The 22,885-nt window shown below is 64.8% G+C and carries 22 protein-coding genes and 1 riboswitch; of the genes, 14 read left to right on the top strand and 8 right to left on the bottom strand.

The genetic code is table 11. The features are described 5' to 3' along the window. Positions 1 to 6 precede the first annotated feature (6 nt). The 3 genes from Lysil_RS08270 to Lysil_RS08260 are packed head-to-tail and all read left to right on the top strand — an operon-like array spanning position 7 to position 2,520. Complete coding sequence (locus tag Lysil_RS08270) at positions 7 to 261, top strand: WGR domain-containing protein (protein WP_103075156.1); 255 nt, start codon at positions 7 to 9, stop codon at positions 259 to 261. A 17-nt stretch (positions 262 to 278) separates the two neighbouring features. Then, on the top strand, positions 279 to 1,397 hold the full coding sequence (hemE, locus tag Lysil_RS08265) for a uroporphyrinogen decarboxylase (RefSeq protein ID WP_103075155.1): 1,119 nt from the start codon (positions 279 to 281) through the stop codon (positions 1,395 to 1,397). A gap of 58 nt (positions 1,398 to 1,455) precedes the next feature. Continuing rightward, entirely contained in the window at positions 1,456 to 2,520 is a 1,065-nt protein-coding gene (locus tag Lysil_RS08260; protein WP_103075154.1) for a proline iminopeptidase-family hydrolase, read from the top strand. On the opposite strand, the gene Lysil_RS08255 is transcribed toward Lysil_RS08260, so the two are convergent. Beyond that, on the bottom strand, positions 2,509 to 6,051 hold the full coding sequence (locus tag Lysil_RS08255; protein WP_103075153.1) for a hybrid sensor histidine kinase/response regulator: 3,543 nt from the start codon (positions 6,049 to 6,051) through the stop codon (positions 2,509 to 2,511). The two genes, Lysil_RS08260 and Lysil_RS08255, sit on opposite strands and share 12 nt — an antisense overlap. A gap of 108 nt (positions 6,052 to 6,159) precedes the next feature. Here Lysil_RS08255 and Lysil_RS08250 point away from each other — a divergent pair, with 108 nt between their 5' ends. Genes Lysil_RS08250 through Lysil_RS08240 form a run of 3 tightly spaced genes read left to right on the top strand, consistent with a single transcriptional unit; the run spans position 6,160 to position 7,932 of the window. Beyond that, positions 6,160 to 6,783: a YceI family protein gene (locus Lysil_RS08250; RefSeq protein WP_240600456.1), complete on the top strand. Its 624-nt coding sequence runs from the start codon at positions 6,160 to 6,162 to the stop codon at positions 6,781 to 6,783. A gap of 10 nt (positions 6,784 to 6,793) precedes the next feature. Further along, positions 6,794 to 7,369: a cytochrome b gene (locus Lysil_RS08245; protein WP_103075152.1), complete on the top strand. Its 576-nt coding sequence runs from the start codon at positions 6,794 to 6,796 to the stop codon at positions 7,367 to 7,369. Beyond that, a complete protein-coding gene (locus tag Lysil_RS08240) occupies positions 7,369 to 7,932 on the top strand; it encodes a YceI family protein (protein WP_103075151.1) in 564 nt (187 codons plus the stop codon). Before Lysil_RS08245 ends, Lysil_RS08240 begins: the two co-directional genes overlap by 1 nt. On the opposite strand, the gene Lysil_RS08235 is transcribed toward Lysil_RS08240, so the two are convergent. Beyond that, complete coding sequence (locus Lysil_RS08235) at positions 7,898 to 8,146, bottom strand: glutaredoxin family protein (protein WP_103075150.1); 249 nt, start codon at positions 8,144 to 8,146, stop codon at positions 7,898 to 7,900. The genes Lysil_RS08240 and Lysil_RS08235 overlap by 35 nt on opposite strands. Before the next feature lie 35 nt (positions 8,147 to 8,181). Here Lysil_RS08235 and Lysil_RS08230 point away from each other — a divergent pair, with 35 nt between their 5' ends. Both Lysil_RS08230 and Lysil_RS08225 read left to right on the top strand, forming a co-directional pair. After that, positions 8,182 to 8,784 (top strand): cytochrome b, encoded by a 603-nt coding sequence (locus Lysil_RS08230; RefSeq protein ID WP_240600454.1) that lies wholly within the window; start codon positions 8,182 to 8,184, stop codon positions 8,782 to 8,784. Between the two features lie 21 nt (positions 8,785 to 8,805). Next, positions 8,806 to 10,188, top strand: coding sequence for an L-serine ammonia-lyase (locus Lysil_RS08225; protein ID WP_103075148.1), 1,383 nt, complete (start codon positions 8,806 to 8,808; stop codon positions 10,186 to 10,188). A gap of 51 nt (positions 10,189 to 10,239) precedes the next feature. Here Lysil_RS08225 and Lysil_RS08220 read toward each other — a convergent pair whose 3' ends face one another. The 4 genes from Lysil_RS08220 to metX form a co-directional block, all read right to left on the bottom strand. Further along, the gene (locus tag Lysil_RS08220; protein ID WP_103075147.1) at positions 10,240 to 10,821 is read right to left on the bottom strand and encodes an HdeD family acid-resistance protein; all 582 of its coding nucleotides are present in this window, start codon (positions 10,819 to 10,821) and stop codon (positions 10,240 to 10,242) included. Positions 10,822 to 10,906: 85 nt separating this feature from the next. Continuing rightward, positions 10,907 to 11,977 carry a homoserine dehydrogenase family protein gene (locus Lysil_RS08215; protein WP_103075146.1) on the bottom strand — a complete coding sequence of 357 codons (1,071 nt, stop codon included), beginning with the start codon at positions 11,975 to 11,977 and terminating at the stop codon, positions 10,907 to 10,909. Further along, the gene (metB, locus tag Lysil_RS08210) at positions 11,974 to 13,164 is read right to left on the bottom strand and encodes a cystathionine gamma-synthase (RefSeq protein WP_103075145.1); all 1,191 of its coding nucleotides are present in this window, start codon (positions 13,162 to 13,164) and stop codon (positions 11,974 to 11,976) included. The genes Lysil_RS08215 and metB overlap by 4 nt, the downstream gene beginning before the upstream one ends. Further along, on the bottom strand, positions 13,161 to 14,219 hold the full coding sequence (gene metX, locus Lysil_RS08205; protein WP_425477155.1) for a homoserine O-succinyltransferase MetX: 1,059 nt from the start codon (positions 14,217 to 14,219) through the stop codon (positions 13,161 to 13,163). The genes metB and metX overlap by 4 nt, the downstream gene beginning before the upstream one ends. Continuing rightward, a riboswitch (SAM riboswitch) is annotated at positions 14,213 to 14,335 on the bottom strand. It overlaps the preceding gene by 7 nt. A gap of 93 nt (positions 14,336 to 14,428) precedes the next feature. Between metX and Lysil_RS08200 the strand changes: the two genes are divergently transcribed. From Lysil_RS08200 to trhA, 4 genes are all read left to right on the top strand, one after another. Next, complete coding sequence (locus tag Lysil_RS08200; RefSeq protein WP_103075144.1) at positions 14,429 to 15,277, top strand: M23 family metallopeptidase; 849 nt, start codon at positions 14,429 to 14,431, stop codon at positions 15,275 to 15,277. Positions 15,278 to 15,353: 76 nt separating this feature from the next. Then, positions 15,354 to 16,958, top strand: coding sequence for a peptide chain release factor 3 (locus Lysil_RS08195; RefSeq protein ID WP_103075143.1), 1,605 nt, complete (start codon positions 15,354 to 15,356; stop codon positions 16,956 to 16,958). A gap of 76 nt (positions 16,959 to 17,034) precedes the next feature. After that, positions 17,035 to 19,020, top strand: a complete 1,986-nt coding sequence (locus tag Lysil_RS08190; RefSeq protein WP_240600452.1) for an AsmA family protein — start codon at positions 17,035 to 17,037, stop codon at positions 19,018 to 19,020. Between the two features lie 58 nt (positions 19,021 to 19,078). After that, positions 19,079 to 19,726 (top strand): PAQR family membrane homeostasis protein TrhA, encoded by a 648-nt coding sequence (gene trhA, locus Lysil_RS08185; protein WP_103075972.1) that lies wholly within the window; start codon positions 19,079 to 19,081, stop codon positions 19,724 to 19,726. A gap of 3 nt (positions 19,727 to 19,729) precedes the next feature. On the opposite strand, the gene Lysil_RS08180 is transcribed toward trhA, so the two are convergent. Beyond that, positions 19,730 to 20,161: a CBS domain-containing protein gene (locus Lysil_RS08180; protein WP_103075142.1), complete on the bottom strand. Its 432-nt coding sequence runs from the start codon at positions 20,159 to 20,161 to the stop codon at positions 19,730 to 19,732. A 56-nt stretch (positions 20,162 to 20,217) separates the two neighbouring features. Beyond that, on the bottom strand, positions 20,218 to 21,039 hold the full coding sequence (gene mtgA, locus Lysil_RS08175; protein ID WP_103075971.1) for a monofunctional biosynthetic peptidoglycan transglycosylase: 822 nt from the start codon (positions 21,037 to 21,039) through the stop codon (positions 20,218 to 20,220). Between the two features lie 28 nt (positions 21,040 to 21,067). On the opposite strand from mtgA, the gene hslO reads away from it, so the two are divergent. Both hslO and Lysil_RS08165 read left to right on the top strand, forming a co-directional pair. Further along, positions 21,068 to 21,955 carry an Hsp33 family molecular chaperone HslO gene (gene hslO / locus Lysil_RS08170; protein ID WP_103075141.1) on the top strand — a complete coding sequence of 296 codons (888 nt, stop codon included), beginning with the start codon at positions 21,068 to 21,070 and terminating at the stop codon, positions 21,953 to 21,955. A 103-nt stretch (positions 21,956 to 22,058) separates the two neighbouring features. Further along, positions 22,059 to 22,874: an XOO1806 family protein gene (locus Lysil_RS08165; RefSeq protein WP_103075140.1), complete on the top strand. Its 816-nt coding sequence runs from the start codon at positions 22,059 to 22,061 to the stop codon at positions 22,872 to 22,874. The last annotated feature ends 11 nt before the right edge of the window (positions 22,875 to 22,885 follow it).

Here is a 22,885-nt window from a genome sequence, read left to right as displayed (position 1 = left end):
TCGCACATGCGTCTCCTGCTGCAACAACGGCCCGACGGCCACGAAGCGCCACGCTTCGTCCAGCTCATGCTCCAGCCTGATCTCTTCGGGGGTTGGGAGCTGGTGCGCGAAACCGGCCAGCAGGGCGCGCGCAGCACGCTCCGCCGCGAGCAGTTCCCCGACCAGGCCGCCGCCCTTTCCGCGATCGAAAAAGCCCGCGATGCCCAGCTGAAGAAAGGCTTCCAGCTGATGTTCGCCTCCGGCTTCGATGGCCCGCGCTGACCCATTGTTGGAATGAAATGAACGCACCTCTCCAGAACGATCGTTTCCTGCGCGCCTTGCGCCGCGAACCCGTGGACCGCACGCCGGTGTGGCTGATGCGCCAGGCCGGGCGCTACCTGCCGGAATACCGCGCCACCCGCCAGCGCGCCGGCAGTTTCCTGGCGATGGCGAAGAACCCGGAGATCGCCTGCGAGGTGACCTTGCAGCCGCTGCAGCGTTTCGACCTCGACGCCGCGATCCTCTTCAGCGACATCCTCACCATCCCCGACGCGATGGGCCTCGGCCTGCATTTCGTCGATGGCGAAGGCCCGAAGTTCGAGCGCCCGGTGCGCAGCCACGACGACATTGCGCGCCTCGCAGTGCCGGACATGGAAACCGACCTGCGCTACGTGATGGACGCGGTGCGCGTGATCCGCCGCGAGCTCGACGGCAAGGTGCCGCTGATCGGTTTTTCCGGCAGCCCGTGGACCATCGCCTGCTACATGATCGAAGGGCGCGGTGGCAGCGACTTCGGCCGCATCAAGGCGATGGCCCTGAACGATCCGGCGGCACTGCATCGCCTGCTCGGCGTCGTCACCGACGCGGTGATCGCCTATCTCTCGGCGCAACGCGCAGCCGGCGCGCAAGCACTGCAGGTGTTCGATACCTGGGGCGGCGTGTTGTCACCGGCGATGTATCGCGAATTCTCGCTGCGCTACCTCAAGCGCATTGCCAGCGAATTGCAGCGCGGCGATGGCGCGGAACGCACGCCACCAAGCAACGGCTTGTCCGTTGCGCACACACCTCTAATTCTGTTCGGCAAGGGCAACGGCCCCTATCTGTCCGAACTCGCCGATACCGGCACCGATGCTGTGGGTGTCGACTGGACGGTATCGCTGCATGGCGCCTGCCTGCGCACCCAGGGCAAGGTCGCACTGCAGGGCAACCTCGATCCGGCGACGCTCTACGCATCTCCCGGCACCATCCGTCGCGAAGTGCGCACCGCGCTCGACAGCTACGCCAAGGGCAACGGCGGATCGCGCGACGGCCACGTCTTCAACCTCGGCCACGGCATGGCGCCGGACATGGATCCGGAACACGTGCGCGTGCTGGTGGATGAAGTGCACGCGGCCAGCCGGGAACGTCGACTCGGCTAGTTGCGGCGGCACGGCCATCACGCCAGACTCGTGGAATTCCACTGCGAGGGGTTCGGCGATGGCGCTGCTTCCGATCAGGCAAGTCATATCGATACTGCTGGCATTGCTGCTGGCGGTGCCGGGTTCGGCGCTGGCAAAGGAACCGTCGCGTTCCGCGCAACATCCGTCCGCGAACTATTTCGACAACAGTGGCCGCAGCGACGCATGGAGCGGCGGCGTGCGGATGATCCCGGTCAAGACCAGTTTCGGCACCTTCAAGGTCTGGACCAAGCGCGTCGGCAACAATCCGCGCATCAAGCTGCTGTTACTGCACGGTGGTCCCGGCGCGACGCACGAGTATTTCGAAGAAATGGATTCCTGGCTGCCGGCCGCGGGCATCGAGTATTACTACTACGACCAGCTCGGTTCCGCCTACAGCGACCAACCGAATGATCCGCGCCTGCTCGATACCTCGCGCTTCGTCGAGGAAGTGGAACAGGTGCGCAAGGCGCTCGGCCTCGATTCCAGCAACTTCTACCTGCTCGGCCATTCCTGGGGCGGCGTGCTGGCGATGGAATATGCGCTGAAATACCAGAAGAACCTCAAAGGCCTGGTCATCTCCAACATGATGTCGAGCATCCCGGCGTACAACCGCTACGCGCACGATGTCTTGATGCCGCAGATGGACCAGAAGGCGCTGAAGGAAATCCTCGCGCTGGAAGCCGCCAAGCACTACGACGATCCGCGCTACGAGGAATTGCTGCAACCGTTCTACGAACAGCACATCCTGCGCAAACCGTCTGCTCAATGGCCCGAACCCGTGCTGCGTTCGTTCGCGCACATCAACAAGAAAGTCTACGTGCCGATGCAGGGGCCAAGCGAGATGGGCGCCAGCGGCATCCTCGAGCAATGGGATCGCACCACCGATCTGAAGAAGATCACGGTGCCGACACTGGTGATCGCCGGTCGTTACGACACCATGGATCCCGCCTTCATGCGCATGATGTCGAAGAAATTCCCGCGCGGACGCTACCTGGAAGGCCCGAACAGCGGCCACATGGCGATGTACGACGACCAGCCGATCTACATGAACGGGCTGATCAAATTCCTCAAGGATGTCGATCGCACGCAGTCAACGCATTAGTGCATCCAGCGCGCGCGACAACAGACTGCCGGTCACCGGCTTGCGCAGAAAGCTGTCAAACCCGGCGGAGCGCGCCAGCGTTTCCGCTTCGGCGTCGGCGCGCGCCGTCACCGCCAGCAAGCGCCCATCGAAACCGTTGCCGCGCAGCGTGCGCGCGAGATCGAAACCATCCATGCCGGGCAGGTCGAGATCGAGCAAGGCGGCATCGAAACTTCCGCTCGCCGCTTCGGTCAACGCCGCGAGCCCGTGCGGCGCATGCACCACATGATGCCCTTGCGCCTGCAACATTCCCGCCAATACCTCGGCGATGACGAGATCGTCCTCCACCATCAACAGGCGCAGCTGGCGTTGCGATGAAGGTTCGGTGGCCGCGCGTACATCCGGCAACGGGACGCCGTCGGCGCGTGGCAGCGGCAGCGTCACCCGGAAGCGCGCGCCTGCACCGGGCGCACTGTCGATGGCGATGGCGCCACCCATCGCACTGGCAAGTTCCTGGCTGATCGCCAATCCCAAGCCACTGCCGCCATAGCGTTCGTTGGTGCGTGCACCTTCCGCCTGCTCGAAGCGACGAAACAACCGCGCCTGCTGTTCGGCATTCATGCCCGGCCCGGTATCGCGCACTTCGACGATGACGCCCTGCGGCTCACCACGCCTGACGTGCAGTTCGATGCGTCCCTGCTCGGTGAACTTGATGGCATTGCCGATCAGGTTGAGCAGGATCTGCCGTACCCGCACCACGTCGCCGCGCAATGCCGGCGGCACGTCGTCGTCCACTGTCGCGGCGAACATCAATCCCTTGCGCAAGGCATTCGGCGCGGCCCAATCGCGGACATCGGAGACCAGCGCACCGAGGTCGAACGGCACATCGGCAAGCTCGATGCGCCCGGCTTCGATCCGCGCCAGGTCGAGCGCATCGTCGACCAATTTCAGCAGATGCTCGCCGGCACGTCGGATCGTGCGCACCTGGCTGTGTTGGCGCTCGTCGAGCGGAGTCGCCTCCAGCAGTTCCGACATGCCGAGCACGCCCGTCATCGGCGTGCGGATCTCGTGACCGAGCGTGGCAAGGAAGCGCGTCTTCGCCAGCGAGGCCTCTTCGGCGATCGTGCGTCGCTGTTCGGCATCGCGGAATGCGCGCTGCTGGTCGCGGCGCCTGCGCCACGCCCGCACACCCAGCGCCAGCAACACCAATGCACACACCAGCCACGCCAGTTTTGCCCACGAGGTCCACCACCACGGCGCCCGCACATCGAAATGCAATTGCTGTTCCCGCGCCGGATTGCCGAAGGCGTCCTGCGCACGCACACGCAAGCGATGGCGACCCGCACCCAGGCCGGTGAAGATGCGCTCCGGCGTCGCCCCCTGGTCCACCCAATCGCGATCCACGCCATCCAGCCGCGTCCAGTAGTGGTTGCCGGCGGGGTTCTCGTAGGCGAGGAGGTGCATCGCCGCACGCACTTCGTGATCCTCCGGCGCCAATCGCGCGGTATCGGGATCGAGCGCGCTCCACTGGCCATCGCGGCGCGCTTCGATGGTCGCGCCCGCGAGCAACGGCGTGTGCAAAGGCGGATCGTTTGCCAAGGTATCGACCAACACGACAGTGCCGGCCTGGGTCGATGCCACCAGGCGGCCATCCTTGCCCATCACCGCGCTGCCGCCGCTGAAGAAGAAATCCTGGTTCTGCAAACCATGTTCGCTGCCGACATGGTGCAACTGACGCACTTGCGGATCCCAACGCAACAGTCCGCGACGGGTCGTGAGCCAGACCCGCCCACGCGGATCGACCAGCAACGCCGAACTGTCGACCTGCGGCAATCCCGCTGGCGCGGTGGCAACGAAGGCATCGCGCCGCCAACTGTCATTGCGTGGACTGCCGTTGCTGTTATGCACGCGATAGTGCGCCAGCCCACTGCGACGATGCACCCACAAGCCGCCAGCGTGATCGAACCCCAGGGAATAGGTTTCGTCGCCGCGCAAATCGGGCACGGCGACGAAACGATTGCCGACGACATCGACGCGCAGGATCTCTTTGCCGATGATCGCCCAAGGCGTGCCTGCGGCATCGAGCACCAATTCCCGCGGCAACTGTTGGTCTTCGGCTGTGATCGTGCGCAACACCCGGCCCTGCGCATCGCGCTGTTGCGCGCCACCGCTCGCCAGCAACCACAGGCTGCCATCCTCCGCTTCGCGCACGCGATTCACGCGGGGACCCGGTGGCGCCTGCGCGCCGGCATCCGCCAGCCACGAGCGCATCTTGCCATCACCTTCGACGCGAAAGAGCCCATTGCGTTCGCCGATCCACAGTCCGCCATCGCGCGTCGGCTGGATCGAGAACGGATGCGTGCCTGCCAATCGTTGCCGGGTCTGCGCCGGAATACGTTCAAGCCGACCATCTCGGGTCACGCGTTCGATGTCGCCATCGTCGCCGGCCAGCCACGCGCTGCCATCGCCGCCGAGGCCAATGCCGCGATACATCATCCCCGCGAGATCGAGTGCGCCGGCGCCATAACGCAACTCCGCGATGCTGCGCCAATCCGGACGCAGGTAACCGAGTCCGGTCTGCGGCGCGCCCGCCCACACCTCGCCGTTCGGCCCGACCACCACGCCATTGACCACAAGCTCGATCGGACGCCCTTCGGGATCGATCGGCATCGGGGCCTGTCCCGGCACCACATGCCACAGGCGCTTCTGGCTGCCGATCCACAGTTCGCCACCACGGTCCGGCACGATGCGCAACGCTGCGTTCGGCCGCTGGAACTGCGTACTCCAGAATGGCGTGTGCCAATGGCCATCGGCATCGAGATAGTAGACACCGCTGGCCGCCCCGACCCATACACCGCGTCCCGTCGCGCACACGTGGTAGATGATCGGCGTCGGTGCAGCACCGGGCAGCGCGACGCGTTCGATGCGCCCGTCGCGCAAGCGCGCGAGCCCGGCCACGGTCCCGATCCACAACGTGCCATCGGATGCGAACGACAATGACGGCACGGTATCCGCGGGCAGGCTGGCGGGATCTTTCGGATCGTTGCGCAAGGGGTGGATGCGGCCGGCGGCGTCGAGGTGATACAGGCCATCGCTGCCGGTGCCCATCCACACATCATCCCCGCGACTGGTAATGGCATAGATGTTCTGGCTTGCGAATCCCGCGATTGCAGCGTCGTAGCGGGTGATCGTCTTGCGCTGCGCATCCAGCATCACCGCACCATGATCGGCCACCCCCACCCACAGGCGGTTGCGCGCGTCGACGTGAACGCGGTTGATTTCACCTCCAGGCAAGCCCTTGCTGGCATCGCCTTCCGGCCGCCAGATGCGCAGGCCGCTGCCGTCGTAACGCACCAGGCCGTCGGGCGTCGCCATCCAGATGAAACCCTCGCGATCGCGCGCGATGTCGGTCAATTCATTCGATGGCAGGCCGTCGATCACCCGCAACAGGCGCATGCGCGGGATGCTCGGCAGCTGCTGCGCTGCGATATCACCCACCACGGCGAAGGACACCACGGCGGCGATCAGCGCGACGACAACCTTGCTGGACATTCCATCCTCCCGTGGACTTCCCCTCCACGCCTGTCTGCAGTGTGACCGCCACGGCCGCCGCGCCGCAACCACCGCATCGCCCGCCCCGTGCTGACATAGAATCCGGTCATGCACCGCCACCCGCTCCCATTGGCACTCGCCGCCGCCATCGCCATGGCCTGCGCCGCCACCGCTCAGGCCGGCGAACCGCAGCGCTATGCCATCGACCCGGTGCACACGCGGGTGCTGTTCGCCATCGATCACGCCGGCTACTCCAAGGCCCTGGGCACCGTGTCCGGCAGCGAAGGCAGCCTGCTGTTCGATGCCGACGACTGGGGCGGCGCGCGACTGGAAGTGGATGTGCCGATCGATCGCATCGACATGGGCGATTCCGGCTGGGCCGCCGCGATCTTCGCGCCGCGCTTCCTCGACGTGAAACGCTACCCGCGCGCGCGTTTCGTCTCGACCACCATCACCCGCCACGATGCCAGCCATGGCACCGCCTGCGGCGACCTCACCCTGCACGGCGTCACCCGCCCGTTTTGCATGGAGCTCGTGCTCAACAAGATCGCGCGCTATCCGCTGCCGCCGTTCCGTCGCACCGCCGGTTTTTCCGCACAGGCGCATTTGAAGCGCAGCGATTTCGGGATGACGTCGTGGCGCTCGCTGGTCGGCGATGATGTCGAACTGCGGATCGAAGCCGAACTGATCCGCCACGATGGCGACAACGCGCCGTCATCTGCCCGGCAATAAAGGAGTCGACATGGCGCTGGAGAACACATCGGATCAATGGGGCGGCGTCAGCAAGACACTGCACTGGCTCATCGTCATCCTGATCATCGTGATGGGCTGGCTCGGCCTGACCATGGTCGACCTGCCCAACAGCCCGCACAAGATCGCCACCTACGCGTTGCACAAATCGATCGGCCTCACCATCTTCGCGCTGGTGATCGCGCGACTGGCGTGGCGCCTTTACGCCGGTGCCCCGGCCGAAGTTGCAGGCACGCCGCGCTGGCAGCACACGCTCGCGACACTGATGCACTGGGCGCTGTACGCGTTGCTGTTGGTGACGCCGCTCAGTGGCTGGATTGTCAATTCCGCGGCCGGCTTCCCACTGCAATGGTTCGGGATGATCAATCTTCCCGCACTCGTCGCCCGCGACCACGACCTGCACGAACGCATGGCCAACGTGCACCAATACCTGTTCTGGACGATGGTCGTGCTGGCGGTGCTGCACGCCGGTGCTGCCCTGTACCACCACTTCATCCAGCGCGATGCCACCCTCGCCCGCATGTTGCCGCGCGGCTGGTTGCGCGCGAATGACCAAGGAGACACCTGATGCCACGCCCCGCCCCGATCTTCAACACCTGCACACTCGCACTCGCGCTGTTCGCCGCGCCGGCCTTCGCCACCGATTACGTGCAGGCGCCCGGCTCCGGACTGGCCTTCGCCGGCAAATACCAGGGTGAAGTGTTCACCGGGAAATTCCCCGGCTTCGCCACGAAAATGACATTCGATCCGCAACAACTGGCGACGGCGAAACTCGAAGTCACCATCCCGATCACCACTGCCAGCACCGGCAATCCCGATTACGACGGCGAGATGCGCGGCGCATCATTCTTCGCCTCGGCGAAATTCCCGCAAGCCACCTATGTCGCGACCAGGTTCCGCGCGCTGGGGGGCGGTCGCTACGCCGCTGACGGCACGCTGTCGCTGCACGGCATCAGCAGGCCGGTCACGCTGGAATTCACCTGGACGCCGGGCGCGAAGCCGCTGCTGGTCGGCACGGCCTCGGTGAAGCGCCTCGATTTCGGCGTCGGTGCCGGCGACTGGGCCGATACCAAACTGATTCCAGATGCCATCGCCATCAGCACGAAGGTGGTATTGCAGCCGGTGAAGTGAAGGCGCGCACCCTGGCGACATCGAACGGCCAATCCAGTTCGGAAGCCGACTCGGAATCGCGCAACACGGGCACGCGCACGCCGTAACGTGCTTCCAGCACGTCGTCGCCATCGATGAAGACGCTGTCGAACTCGGGGCAACGCGCCTGCGCCAGCACCTCCAGCGCAAGATCGCAGAGATGGCAGTGGTCGCGCTGGAACAGGGTCAGGGCCATTGCCGCAGGATAGGTCGAAGCACGACGCGACGTCCATGCATTCCATGCAGTACGGGCACATCGCGCGCTTCCGGCCTAGAATCGTCGGCACTCCCGATCCGGAAACCGGCGTGATGCACAAGAATACCGACACTTGGGGCAGCGTCAGCCGCAGCTTCCACTGGCTGATCGTCGCCTTGTTGATCGTGCAGGGCGCACTCGGGCTGCTGCTCGACGACCTCCCGCGCGGCAGCATCCGCCTGCACGTTTCCATCGGCATCACCATCCTCGCGCTGGCGATCGCGCGGCTGGCATGGCGGCTGTACGCCGGGCGACCGGCGCCGATGCCCGGCGTCCTGCCATGGCAGCGACGCACCGCCGCGGTCGGGCATTTCCTGCTGTACGTGCTGTTGTTCGCCACCCCGATCACCGGTTGGCTAATGTCGAATTACGGCGACCATCCCGTGCGCTGGTTCGGCCTGTTCGAGCTGCCGCATCTGGTTGCACCGAACGACGACGCGCACGAAATCATGGAGTCCCGCCATCAGCTGATGTTCTGGTTGCTGGCAATCGTCGCCACCCTGCATGCACTCGCCGCGACCTACCATCACTTCATCCTCCGCAACGCCACGCTCACGCGGATGTGGCGCGGCTCCTGATCCACACCGGAATTCGCAACAATGGCCGTCAGTACCTTCGACATCTACAAGATCGGCATCGGGCCGAGCTCCTCGCATACGGTCGGGCCGATGTGCGCGGCAGCGCGTTTCGTCGAACATCGCCTCAAGGAAAGCGGGAAGCTCGAACAGGTCGCGCGCGTCCGCGCCGAAGTGTTCGGATCGCTGGCATTGACCGGTCGCGGCCATGGCACCGACAAGGCGCTGCTGATGGGACTGGAAGGCCACTGGCCGAACCAGATCGATCCCGACATCATCCCAGCCGCGCTGGAGCGAATCCGCAAGGACAAGCGCATCCGCCTCCACGGCGAACGCGAGATCGGCTTCAACGAAAAGACCGATCTCATCATGAACAAGCGCCAGAAATTGCCGTTCCACACCAATGGCATGCGCTTCGCCGCCTACGACAGCGACGGCAACGAACTGGCGACGCGCGATTACTACTCGGTCGGCGGCGGCTTCGTCGTCAACCAGGACGAAGCCGCGGAAGATCGCATCGTCGCCGACACCACCGAAGTGGCGCACCCGTTTTCCAGTGGCGACCAGTTGCTGGCGCGTAGCCGCGAAACGGGCTTGCCGATCGCACGATTGATGATGGAGAACGAACGCGCCTGGCGCAGCGATGACGAAATCCTCACCGGCTTGCGCGAATTGTGGACGGCGATGCAATCGTGCGTGGCGCGCGGCATCCGCGAAACCGGCACCCTGCCCGGCGGACTGCATGTGGCGCGACGCGCACCGGCGCTGTACGCGGAGCTCTCGGAGAAACCGGAAGCGGCGATGCGCGATCCGCTCACCGTGCTCGACTGGGTGAACCTCTACGCACTGGCAGTGAACGAGGAGAACGCCGCTGGTGGTCGCGTCGTCACCGCACCGACGAACGGCGCCGCCGGCATCGTTCCCGCGGTGCTGCACTACTACGATCGTTTCTGCCCCGGCGCCAGCGAACAGGGGATATTCGATTTCCTGCTCACCGCCGCGGCTGTCGGCATTCTCTACAAGGAAAACGCCAGCATTTCCGGCGCCGAAGTCGGTTGCCAGGGCGAAGTCGGCGTCGCCTGCTCGATGGCGGCCGCGGGATTGACCGCGGCGCTCGGCGGCACGTCCTCGCAGATCGAGAACGCCGCCGAAATCGGCATGGAACACAACCTTGGCCTGACCTGTGATCCGATCGGCGGGCTGGTGCAGATTCCCTGCATCGAACGCAATGCGATGGGCGCGGTCAAGGCGATCAACGCCTCGCGCATGGCGCTGCGCGGCGACGGCAAGCACAAGGTCAGCCTCGACAAGGTGATCAAGACCATGCGCGATACCGGCCGCGACATGCAGGACAAGTACAAGGAAACCAGCCGCGGCGGGCTGGCGGTGAACGTCATCGAGTGTTGATCGCCACGACGCCTGCCCACATCGGGCAGGCGTTGCAATGACGATTGACGATTACACCGCGTGGCGAACCAGGCTGCGCACGCGGAACGCGAACAACACGCGCAGGATGCCGATCACCAGCGCCCATGCACCGATCATCATCGACACGCTGAGACCACCGATGCCCGGCGCCCAGATCAACAGCAGGCCGAAGACCACCGAGAGGATGCCGGCGAGATAGAGCAGCCATTCGCTGCGTACCACCTTGCGAATGCTCACGCCAAACATGAAGACGGCGACGCCGAAGAAGATCGCCTGGAACGCAATCACCGTCACGAACAACAGCATCGCCGTGACCGGGCCGGTCAACGCATAGATGCCGATCAACACGCTGACCAAACCACCGAAGAACACCCACCAGCGACCATCGGCGCCTTTCGCCATCAATGCGCGGATCGCGCTGATGAAACCGTCCACCAGGATGAAGCAGGCGAACAGCACCGACAATCCGAGCAATGCTGCGGCGGGCCGACTCAGAGCCAGCACGCCGAAGATGATGTAGAGCAAGCCGCCCAGCAGGAACATCCACCAGTTGGCCTTGGCAAAATCGAGCGCATCCTGGAACAACGACGAGCCTTGGGTCCGATCGTTCATGTTTCCTCCGCAGTGATGGTCAGCGATTCGCCGGCGGGAGTGCCGACCGGCCGAGGATACGCGCAGGACCGAACCCGTGCGGTGACTAGCCCCTGATCGCCAACACGTCGTCCAGCAGCGCCGCCGCGGTGACTTCCGCGCCCGCGCCCGGCCCTTGGATCACCAGCGGCTGCGTGTTGTAGCGGTCGCTCCAGATCGCGACGCGATTGTCGGTGCCGGCGCCGCCCGCGAGTGGATGATCGGATGGCAACGATTCCAGGCCGACGCGCGCGCGACCGTTTTCCAGGCGCGCGATGAACTTCAGCACCTCGCCATTGCGATGCGCATCGGCGAAGCGCTGGCGCAGCGGTTCGTCCATCGCCGGCAACGCCGCATCGACATCACCGACCGGCAACGCTGCCAGCGCTTCAGGCACCAGCGATTGCACTGCAACATCAGCGCTTTCCAGCTCGACGCCGGCGGTGCGTGCAAGGATCAGGATCTTGCGACGTACATCCTCGCCGGAAAGATCATCGCGCGGATCGGGCTCGGTGTAACCGGCGTCGCGCGCCTCGCGGACGAATCCCGAGAACGGGCGCATGCCGTCGTAATGATTGAACAACCACGCCAGCGATCCCGACAACACGCCGGCGATGGCGTGAACACGATCGCCACCTTCCTTCAACATGCGGATCGAACGCAGCAGCGGCAATCCGGCGCCGACCGTCGCGCTGTCGCCGTAATGCGTTGCACCGGCACGACGCGCGCTCTGGATACCCGACCAGCGCGCGAGATCGCTGCCCTGCCCGATCTTGCACGCCGTCACCACATGCGCACCGCGACGCAACCATTCGCCATGGCGATCGGCGACAACGGCGCTTGCCGTCGCATCGACCACGATGTCGCCGCGACCGAAGCTGTCATCGCCCATCCATGCGCCATCGCGCGGACCAGTGGCATCGCGCAAGCCATCCAGCGCTTCGCGTTGCGATGCGAAATCGACCGGCACGAATCCGCGCGAATTGGCGATCGCTGCGAGTGCCGGCACCCGCAGCGCAGTTCCTTGCAACGCCGCAAGTCGCTCGACGAACGCGCTGCCGACCGTGCCAGTGCCGAGCAAAGTCATCCGCAGCGCTGCATTCGCATTCGTCATTGGAATCACCCGCGCCAGGCTCATGCCCCGATCCGTTTCGGCGGAGACGCGGCCAGTGCACGATCGAGTCCGACCTTGAGATCGGCGACGAGATCGTCCGGCGATTCGATGCCGACCGACACGCGCACCAATCCGTCATCGATACCGGCCAGCGCGCGCGCCTCCGGTGTCATCGCCGCGTGCGTCATCGTCGCCGGATGGGCGATCAGGCTTTCGACGCCGCCCAGCGATTCAGCCAGGCTGAAGCATTCCAGCCCATCAACCAGTTGTGCCACTGCAGCTTCACCGCCGACCAGTTCGAAACTCAGCATCGCGCCGAATCCGTGCTGCTGGCGCGCGGCGATGGCGTGACCCGGATGCGATTCCAGCCCCGGGTAATAGACCTTCGCGACCGCCGGATGCGACTGCAGGAATTCCACCAGCTGTTGTGCATTCTCTTGATGCAGGCGCAGGCGTGCGTCGAGCGTGCGCAGGCCACGCAAGGTGAGGAAGCTGTCGAACGGCGCACCGGTCAAGCCGAGCGCATTGCCCCACCACGACAGCAACTCGTGCAATTCGTCGGTCGCGCCGATCACCGCACCACCGACCACGTCGCTGTGGCCGTTGATGTACTTGGTGGTCGAATGCACCACCACGTCGGCACCAAGTTCCAGCGGGCGCTGTAACAGCGGCGACAGGAAGGTGTTGTCGGCAACCACGCGCGCGCCGGCGCGCTTGGCCGCTTCGGCGACGAAACGGATGTCGGTGATGCGCAGCAACGGGTTCGACGGCGTTTCGATCCACACCAGCGCAGGCGCCGGATCAAGCGCCTTGGCCAAGGCCGCGGGATCGGTGAGGTCGCAGGTCACCAGTTCGAACGCGCCCTTCTTCGCCAGCGCATTGAACAGGCGCCAGCTGCCACCGTAGCAATCGTGCGGAATCACCAGGCGATCGCCCGGCTGCAACAACGCGTGCAGCACCAACGTGATCGCCGACATGCCGGTCGACGTGATCACGCCGCCGGCGCCGCCTTCCAGCGCGGCCAAGGCATCGCCGAGCTGGTCGCGGGTCGGGTTGCCACTGCGGGTGTAGTCGTACTTGCGCTTGCCGTGCAGCCCTTCGAACGAGAAATTGGTGGAGAGCACGATCGGCGGCGACACCGCGCCGAACGCGGTATCGCTGTCGATGCCGGCACGCACGGCGCGGGTGGTGGCGGAATGCTTCTTGCTCATGTCGAAGTCTCGATGGCGGCGCGCAACACGCGCGCAATGGCGGAAGTTTCTTTCAGAAAGGCGTCGTGCCCGTAGTGCGAACGCAAGACGTGCAATTCGGAGTGCGGCAATTTCGCCGACAGGTCGAGCATGTCGGGCAGCGGCACCAGGCGATCCTCGGCGATGGCGACCACGGTGGTCGGCACTTTCACCTGCGCGGGATCGGCGTGATGCAGATCGATCGATTCCGACAGGCGGCGATACGCCACCGGCGGCATCCGCCCGATGAAACGCGCACCGCAGGCATCGAGATAATCCTCGGCGGCGACGCGCACCACATCGCCATCCACGGTTGTTCCCTCGGTGAAACGCGCCGCGAATTCTTCCGGTGTGCGATAGCTCAACATCGCCAGCTGCCGCGCCAACGACAGCCCGGCGTTTTCATCGCCCGATTCCAACCCGAGAGCGGCGATCCGCCGCTGCAACGCCCGCCATGCACTGGCGAACGGATGCGCGCGATGGGCACCACTGATCACCACCAGCCCGCGCAACCGCTGCGGATGACGTTGCGCAAACTGCAACCCACTCATCGCCCCGTAGGACGAACCGATCCACGCTACCGCTTGCGGCAGTTGCAACGCATCCAGCACCGCGGCAACCGCATCGGCCTGGTCGGCGCTGTCGATCGGCGCATCGATGCTGCCATCGGCGCCTACCCAATCGATCGACAACACGCGGAAGCGCGTCGGGTCGATCCCGAATCCGCGCTGCTCATCCCACCAGCCCGTCTCGGGAAACGCGGCGCTGGCGAGCGTGTGGCGATTCGCGCTGATGCCGCCGGCGACGATCAGCAGCGGCGCATCGGCAGGTCCATTCAATTCCCAGGCAATGCGGACGTCACGCGCACCGGCGTGACGCAACGCCAGTCGACACGCGACTTCGCCGCGCTCGGCATCGAGTGCGGTCGGAATTTCGGTTCGGGCGGCGGCGTGTGACATCGAACATCCTGCAGGCGATGGTTCCAGCTCTGCGGATCCGACGAGGCCGGCAGCATCGATAGCGATGCGCGCAACCATCTTCCGGTGGGCAACGCCCCCGCAGGAGTTGGCACCGTGCGGGTCATCCTCGACGGGATCGCCCTCAGGTTGCCCCGGCGTCGAAGGGCCTGTCCCTCAGCCGGTCTGGATGGAAACGCCAGTCTGCGGCAATGGTCCAACCATGTCAATCCTTTCATTCGGATGAAGAGATATAGTTTCGCCGGCAACCTTGCGGATACCATCCGGCGATGACGCCCACCCACCCCAACGCCAGCCGATCGACCGCCCTCATGCTGTTGCTGATGGTCGCCGTGCCCGCACTGGCCCAGGACTGGATGCAATGGCCGCCGCGTGCGGGATCAACCGCGATCGCCCCGGTGGAAGGACGCAGCGGATCGAGCAAGGTCGATCTGGTGCTGGAACGCAACGGCGACCATATCGATGTGCTGGTCGACAATCCGCTGGCCGGGCCGGTGCAAGCCGTCGTCACCCTCGATCGCAACGGCCGCCAGGAAGAAACCGCCGCGGTGGTGAGCCCCGGCAACCGCAGCCGCCTGGTGCAATTGCCGATCGGCCAGGCCATCAACGTGCAATTGCAGGCGATCCCCGGCGATCCCGCGTTGCAGCCGCGACCGTTCGACTACGTGTTGCCGGTGCCCGCGCAGGGCTTGCGCATCGACCAGGCCGATGGCGGCGCGCACAGCCACAACGATGACGAAAACCGCCACGCCGTCGATTTCGCCTTGCCGATGGGCACGATGGTCAGTGCCGCCCGCGATGGCATCGTGATGGATCTCGACAACGACGAGCCGGACAACACCGGCGCCAACAGCAATCGCCGCGCCCGCGCCAACTTCGTTCGCGTCCTCCACGTCGACGGCAGCATGGCGCTCTACGCACACCTGCAACGCGGCAGCATCCCGCTGCATCGCGGCGATCGTGTTGCCATCGGCCAGCGCATCGGCAGTGTCGGCAACAGTGGCTGGAGCACCGCGCCGCACCTGCATTTCGCAGTGCAGGTCAATGGCGACCGCCGCCTGCAGTCGATTCCGGTGCGCATCCTGGCACCACAAGGCGTGTTGAAACTCCCGAATTAGTGGGTGCGGCGGCACCACCGGTATAATTCAATCCTCCATTTTCAGATGAGCCGGCGCACGATGCGCCGCATCGCGTATGTCCACGGTTGCCCAGGAAGCCGCTCGCCGGCGCACGTTCGCCATCATTTCCCACCCGGACGCCGGCAAGACCACGCTGACGGAAAAGCTGCTGTTGTTCGGCGGCGCGATCCAGATGGCCGGTTCGGTCAAGGGTCGCAAGGCCGCGCGCCACGCCACCTCCGACTGGATGGCGCTGGAAAAGGAACGCGGCATCTCGGTGACGTCATCGGTGATGCAATTCCCGTACGAGGGACGCGTCGTCAACCTGCTCGATACGCCCGGCCACGCCGACTTCGGCGAGGACACCTATCGCGTGCTGACCGCGGTCGACAGTGCGCTGATGGTGATCGACGTTGCCAAGGGCGTCGAGGAACGCACGATCAAGCTGATGGATGTGTGCCGGCTGCGCGACACGCCGATCATGACCTTCATCAACAAGCTCGACCGCGAAGGTCGCGATCCGATCGATCTGCTCGACGAAATCGAGAGCGTGCTGAAGATCCAGTGCGCGCCGGTGACGTGGCCGATCGGGATGGGCCAGCGCCTGAAGGGCGTGGTGCACCTGATCAGCGGCGAAGTGCATCTGTACGAGAGCGGCAAGAACTTCACCCGCCAGGATTCCACCATTTTCCCGTCCATCGACGATCCCGGCGTGGTCGCGGCAATCGGCGCCGACATGCTGGTCACGCTGCGCGAGGAACTGGAACTGGTCGCAGGCGCCTCGCACCCGTTCGATCGCGACGCCTATCTGCGCGGCGAACAGGCGCCGGTGTTCTTCGGATCTGCGGTCAACAACTTCGGCGTGCAACCGCTGCTCGACTTCTTCGTCGATCACGCACCGTCGCCGCTGCCGCGCGCCACCACCGGCCGCGAGATCGACCCCGACGAGAACAAGCTCACCGGCTTCGTGTTCAAGATCCAGGCCAACATGGATCCGCAGCATCGTGATCGCGTCGCCTTCATGCGCATCTGCTCGGGACGCTTCAGCGCCGGCATGAAGGCCTTCCATGTGCGCACCGGCAAGGAACAGAAGCTCGCCAACGCCCTCACCTTCATGGCCAGCGATCGCGAGATCGCGGAGGACGCATGGCCGGGCGACGTGATCGGCCTGCACAACCACGGCACCATTTCCATCGGCGACACCTTCAGCGAAGGCGAAGCGATCAACTTCACCGGCATCCCCAACTTCGCGCCGGAACTGTTCCGTCGTGCGCGCCTGCGCGATCCGCTCAAGTTGAAGCAGTTGCAGAAAGGCCTCGCGCAATTGTCGGAAGAAGGCGCGACCCAGTTCTTCCGGCCGCTGATGTCGAACGACCTGATCCTCGGCGCGGTCGGCATGCTGCAGTTCGATGTCGTCGCCTATCGCCTCAAGGACGAATACGGCGTCGATGCCAGCTTCGAGCAGGTGCAGATCGCGACGGCGCGCTGGATCCGCTGCGACGATGCCAGGAAGCTGGAAGAATTCCGCGAGAAGAATGCCGGCAATCTTGCCCTCGATGCCGCCGGACAACTGGTCTATCTCGCGCCGACCCGCGTCAACCTGCAACTCGCGCAGGAGCGCGCTCCGGGTGTGACCTTCCTCGCCACCCGCGAGCACGCGCACGCGACGCACATCGATTAAGGGTCGTGCCGCGAGCCTGAACGGTTCGCTGCCGTTCACCCGCATTTGACTGGGGATCGGCGATCGTAGGCTGGGCATGAAACCCGATGTCCATCCCGTCGATGACATGCGCCCAGAAGATCGTGCGCCTGTCAGATCGTATGTCTGGATCCGCCGCCATCCGCTGTGGACGGTGTTCGGCATCCTGACGGTGGCGATCATCATCCTGATCCTGCTCTGGGACTGGAACTGGTTCAAGCGGCCGATCGAGCGCTATGTCCATGACAAGACGGGCCGCGAGCTCCACATCGATGGCAATCTCGGCGTCCATCTCGGCCGGCTGACCACGGTGACCGCCGACGGGCTGCGATTCGGCAATGCGGCGTGGTCGAAAACCCCGCTGATGGTGAAGACCGATCGGCTCCAAATGAGCTTCGAACTCTGGCCTGCGCTGTTTGCGCGCGATTTCCGCATCCCGGACTTGCGACTGGTCCATCCCGACCTGTTGCTTGAAACGGGGCCGGACGGCATCGGCAATTGGGTGCTGAAAAACAGTGATGCGCGCGGAATGCAACCCCAGTTCCAGCGCCTGTGGATCGATGGAGGGCGACTGCGCTATGTCGATGCGCCGGTAGGAACCGACGTCGACATCGCGGTGCAGACTGCGGCGCCGCAGTCATCCACGACGGGACCGCCCATTGACGTCAAGGGCTCCGGCCACTGGAAAGGCAGTCCATTCGCCTTGCAGGGACATGGCGAATCGCCGCTGGACCTGCGTGATCGCAACCGTCCTTACCAGGTGGATGCCCACGCCGTGGCGGGCCCGACCCGCGCCCATGCCCGCGGCACCCTGCTCGATCCGCTGCGCATGCGTGATTTCAACCTGCAACTCGCGCTTTCCGGCAGCAACCTCGACGATCTGTATCGATTGCTCGGCATCGCCCTGCCGCCCACGCCGCCGTATGCACTGGATGGCCGCCTCACTCGCGTTGTCAACTCACCGACCAGCAGCACGTGGAAATACGATGGTTTCAGCGGCCGCGTCGGCAACAGCGACCTGGCCGGTTTCGCGCACTTCACCACCGGCAACCGCCACTATCTGCAGGCGGACCTGCGTTCGAAACAACTCGACCTCGAAGACCTCGCCGGATTCATCGGCGGCGCGCCCAAGGCCGGTCATGAAAGCAATGGCGAACTGGCCGCGAAAGCCGCCCGCCAACAGGCGCGCGGGAAACTGTTCCCCGACGACCCGTTCAATACCGGCAAGTTGCGTTCCATGGATGCGGATGTCCGCCTGCGCGCCGCCCAAATCAACACGCAGACACTCCCCGTTGACGACATGGACGCGGTCCTGGCACTGAAAGGCGGGGTGCTGACCCTGCATCCGCTCGATTTCGGCGTCGCCGACGGCCTTATCCGCTCCGATATCCGCATGGATGCGCGCAAGGACATCCTGCACACCCAAGCGGAAATCCACGCCAGGGACCTGACTCTGGCCAAGTTGCTGCCGAAGGTGAAACTCGGCAACACCGCCATCGGCAAGCTCGGTGGCAATGCCACCATCAACGGAACCGGCAATTCCATCGCGGCCATCCTCGGCAGCGCCGACGGCGGCATCGACCTTGGCATGGGACAGGGCCAGATCAGCAAACTTGCGATGGCCTTCGCCGGCCTCGACCTGGCCAGCATCCTCAAGATCAAGCTGACCCGCGACCAGCAGATTCCCATCCGCTGCGCGTTCGGCGACTTCGCCATCCGCGATGGCATCGCCAGCCCGCGCGCACTCGCGTTCGACACCAGCGACCTGTTGATGACAGGCGCGGGCCAGATCGACATGAAGAACGAACGACTCGACCTCACCCTCCAGACCAAGCCGCGCCGCTTCAGCCCCCTGTCGCTGCGTGCACCGTTGTACATCCGCGGCAGCTTCGTCCATGCCAGCGTGCGCCCGGACTATGCGCGCGTGGGGTTGCGTGCGTTGGCGGCCACGGCGCTTGGCAGCCTGACTGCTCCGGCGGCGGCTTTGGTGGCCACCACCAATCTCGGTGGCAAGGCGGAGGCCTACTGCGGCGCGGCGCGCTGATCGTCAGCGACCATATCGATCGTGAACCTCTCCTTTTCCCATGACGTATGCTGCGGTCATGGGCCATGCCATCTCCACTTACACGCCGCGCGAAGAACGCGCCAACGTCTGGACCGCCGGACTTGGCGCCATTGCCGCCCTGATCGCGGGGATCGTGCTGCTGGTCGTCGCGGCAATGCAGGGCGCAGATGGCAAACAGCTGTTTTCGGCAGCGGTGTTCGCCGCATCGATGCTGGCGTTGTACGTCGCCAGCACCACCTACCACTCGGCCACCGACCCGGCACGACGCGCGCACCTCAAGGTGTTCGACCACTGCGCCATCTACCTGCTGATCGCCGGCACCTACACGCCGTTCACCTTGCTGGCATTGCCTGCGCCCGACGGCATGCGCCTGTTCATCGTGATCTGGATCCTGGCCGCGCTCGGCATCACCTTCAAACTGTTCTACACCGGCCGTTTCAAGCTCGTCTCCACCCTCATCTACATCGCAATGGGCTGGCTGGGGGTATTCGAATGGCGGACGATGCGCGCCGCACTCAGCCCGGGCGTGTTCGAATGGATCATTGCCGGCGGGCTCTGCTACACGCTTGGCACCGTGTTCTACATGAGCAAGAAACTGCCGTTCACGCACGCGATCTGGCATCTGTTCGTCGCTGCCGGAACGGTCTGCCATTTCGTCGCCGTGTGGCAACTGGTAGTGCCGTAAACCCTACGACGTGATGTAGTCCTGCAGGTGGCGCAATTCGTTGCGCTGCTCGTCGATCACCGCCTTCACCAGGTCGCCGATCGATACCAGGCCGATCACTTCCTTGTGGTCGAGGATCGGCAGATGGCGCACGCGCTTTTCGGTCATCACCTGCATGCACTGGTGGATATCGTCGCCGGGCCGCGCGCACACCACTTCATGACTCATGATGTCGCTGACCGGCGTGGTCGCCGAGGTGCGTCCCAGCAACACGACTTTTCGGGCGTAATCACGTTCGGAAAGGATGCCGATCAGTTTCGATCCTTCCATCACCAATACCGCGCCAATGCCGTGTGCGGCCATCAGCTTCAGGGCATCGATCACCGGCGCCGTTGGCGCGATCGATACCACCCCGGAAACCTTTTTCCCCTCAAGCAAAAACCGAACCTGTCCCATGACGATTCCTCGCGCGGCAAGCCGGTCTCCAGCTTACTCCCACCGCCGTGCCCCGCTCAACGCCCGGCGTCTTCCACATCCTGCAACGCATCGACGCCGCCAAGATTACCCATCTGGCGCTGGATCGCATTGGCGCGTCGCAAGACATAGGTGCTCGGATGCGCGGCACTGAAACGCCGCGGGCTCGGCAACACCGCCGCCAGTCGCGCCGCCTGCGCCGACGACATCCTTGACGCATCGACCCCGAAGAAACTGCGCGACGCCGCCTGCGCGCCGTACACGCCATCGCCGAACTCCGCGATGTTGACGTACAGCTCGAGGATGCGTTCCTTCGGCAACAGGTGTTCCATCAGGAACGTGTACCAGACCTCCAGTCCCTTGCGCGCCCAGCGCAACACGCCGTCACCCTGCCACAGGAACAGGTTCTTCGCGGTCTGCTGGCTGATGGTGCTGGCGCCGCGCACTTTCGTCACCGGCCTGCCACGCGCTTCCGCCCGCGCCTTCATCCGCGCGTTGTAGCGTTCCGCGGCCTGGATCGCATCGAAATCGAAGCCATCGTGTTCGGCGAACTTCTGGTCCTCGGACGCCATCACCGCCACCGGCAACGATGGTGAAATTTTCGCCAGCGGTCGCCAGTCGTAGGCGACGCGGAATCCGCCATCGCCGGACAGCCACGCGCCCAGCAAACGGATCGCCATGAAACTGGAAAACGGCGGATTGATCACCCGCAGGCTCGCCACTTGCAAGATGCTGAATCCCAACGCGATCGCCGGCAGCCACAGCAGCCACTTGCGCAGGCGTTTTCGCCGACTGCCTCGACGCGTCCCTTGCGCATCCAACGATGCGTCCCCATTTGAATTGACTGAAGATCGACCCATCCGATCATTATCCCCGCGATCCACGACCATGAGCGATTCCAGCGATCTCCTCCATCGTTTCCTGCTGCCGGATGCCCACGTCCGCGGCGCCCACGTGCGACTCGACGCCACCTGGAAGCACATCCTCTCCCACGCCCACTACCCGCAAGCGGTGGAAGCAATGCTGGGTGAAGCGCTGGTCGCCAGCGCCCTGCTCAGCGCACATACCAAGGTGGAAGGACGCCTCTCGCTGCAGGCCCGCAGCAGTGGCGCCTTGCGCACCCTGTTCGCGGAATGCACCGCCGCCGGTACCCTGCGCGGCATCGCCCGCCTCGCCGAAGGCGCCGAACCGCCACGCGACCTCACCGCGCTGGGCGACGATGCCCTGCTTGCCGTCACCATCGAGAACCCCGGCCTCGGCGGTGGCGAACCCGTGCGCTACCAGGGACTGGTGCCGCTGGAATCGCCGACGCTGTCGGGCGCGCTCGAAGACTATTTCGATCGTTCCGAACAATTGCCGACCCGGTTGATCCTCGCCGCCGATGGCGAACGCGCCGCCGGCCTGCTGTTGCAAGTGTTGCCCGGCGCCGGCAGCGACGACGATGGCTGGAACCGCATTTCGATGCTGGCCGCCACCCTGGGCCGCGACGAATTGCTGGCCCTGCCCGCCGACACCCTCCTCACCCGCCTGTTCCATCAGGAAACCGTGCAGGATTTGGGGGCGAAACCACTGGAATTCGGCTGCTCCTGCTCGCAGGGCCGGGTCGAGGACATGCTGCGTGCGCTCGGCCGCGAAGAAGCCGATGCCGCCGCCGAGTCCGGACAGGCCGAGATCATCTGCGAGTTCTGCGGCCAGCACTATCGTCTCAGCAAGGGCGAGATCGAACAGCTGTTCCAAACCCCGCCTCCCGTGGCATCCTCTTCACGCCTGCAATAGCTGAATTGCGCTAGTCTCCGCAGTTGTTAAGGAAACATAAACGGACTAGAATCAATCCGTTCAAAGAGGGGAACTTCGGGCATCACGCCCAGTCTGACTGCCGATGAACAACCGGTTCCGTACTGCCGTCGCCGTTTCCCTGCTGGCCATTGCCTGCAGCGGCTCTGCGTATGCGCAGTCATCGGCCCTGGTTCCGATCGTGAACAACAAGAGCGGCAAGGTCGAAGCCTTCCTGCGGCTTGATCCGATCGCCGTCGGCGGCAAGCGCGCCCAGTGGCGCTTCGGCAGCAGTTCCCTGGAAAGCGCCTTTGGCCTAGGCAGCGGTGAATCGCTCGCCCTGCTCTGCGATTCCGGCACGACCGAGCAATCGATCCGCAATCTCTCGAGCAGCTGCATGCTCGGCACGCTTGGCGGCAACAATCGCCACGGTGTCGGCGCCAGCGTCCAGAAGGGCGGGAATCACCTCGGCTTCAACATCGGCAAGGGCAATACCGGCCTTCCCGAATGGCTGACACCGGCCGGTGGCAAGGTGCAGCAGACCGACATGGCGCTGTTCGCGGAACGCACGATTGGCCGCAACGGCGTGGTCTCGATCGCCGGAACCACCGCGAACGCCCGCCTCGTCCCCGCCACCGAAATGCAGGTCCTCGCCGACCACTGGAACACCCAGTCGCTCAGCCTCGGCGGCGGCGTCGGCAACATCCGCGCCAACATCTTCGGCCGCGTCGTCAACGTTCCCGGCCAACCGAAATTCGAAGGCTTCGGCCTCGGCGTCACTTGGCGCACCCCGTGGAGCGGCCAGCTTTCGGTCGGCGCGGAAAACATCGTCACCAAGGGCAGCAATCCCTTCGCCGTCCCCAACAAGGATGGCAAGGAAGATAGCGCGGTGCCGTATGTGCGATATCAGCAGGATCTCTAAGGCGGGGTTTT

Source organism: Solilutibacter silvestris (assembly GCF_002895945.1).
GTDB lineage: Bacteria > Pseudomonadota > Gammaproteobacteria > Xanthomonadales > Xanthomonadaceae > Solilutibacter > Solilutibacter silvestris.
This window is presented reverse-complemented; position numbering and strand designations above follow the sequence as displayed.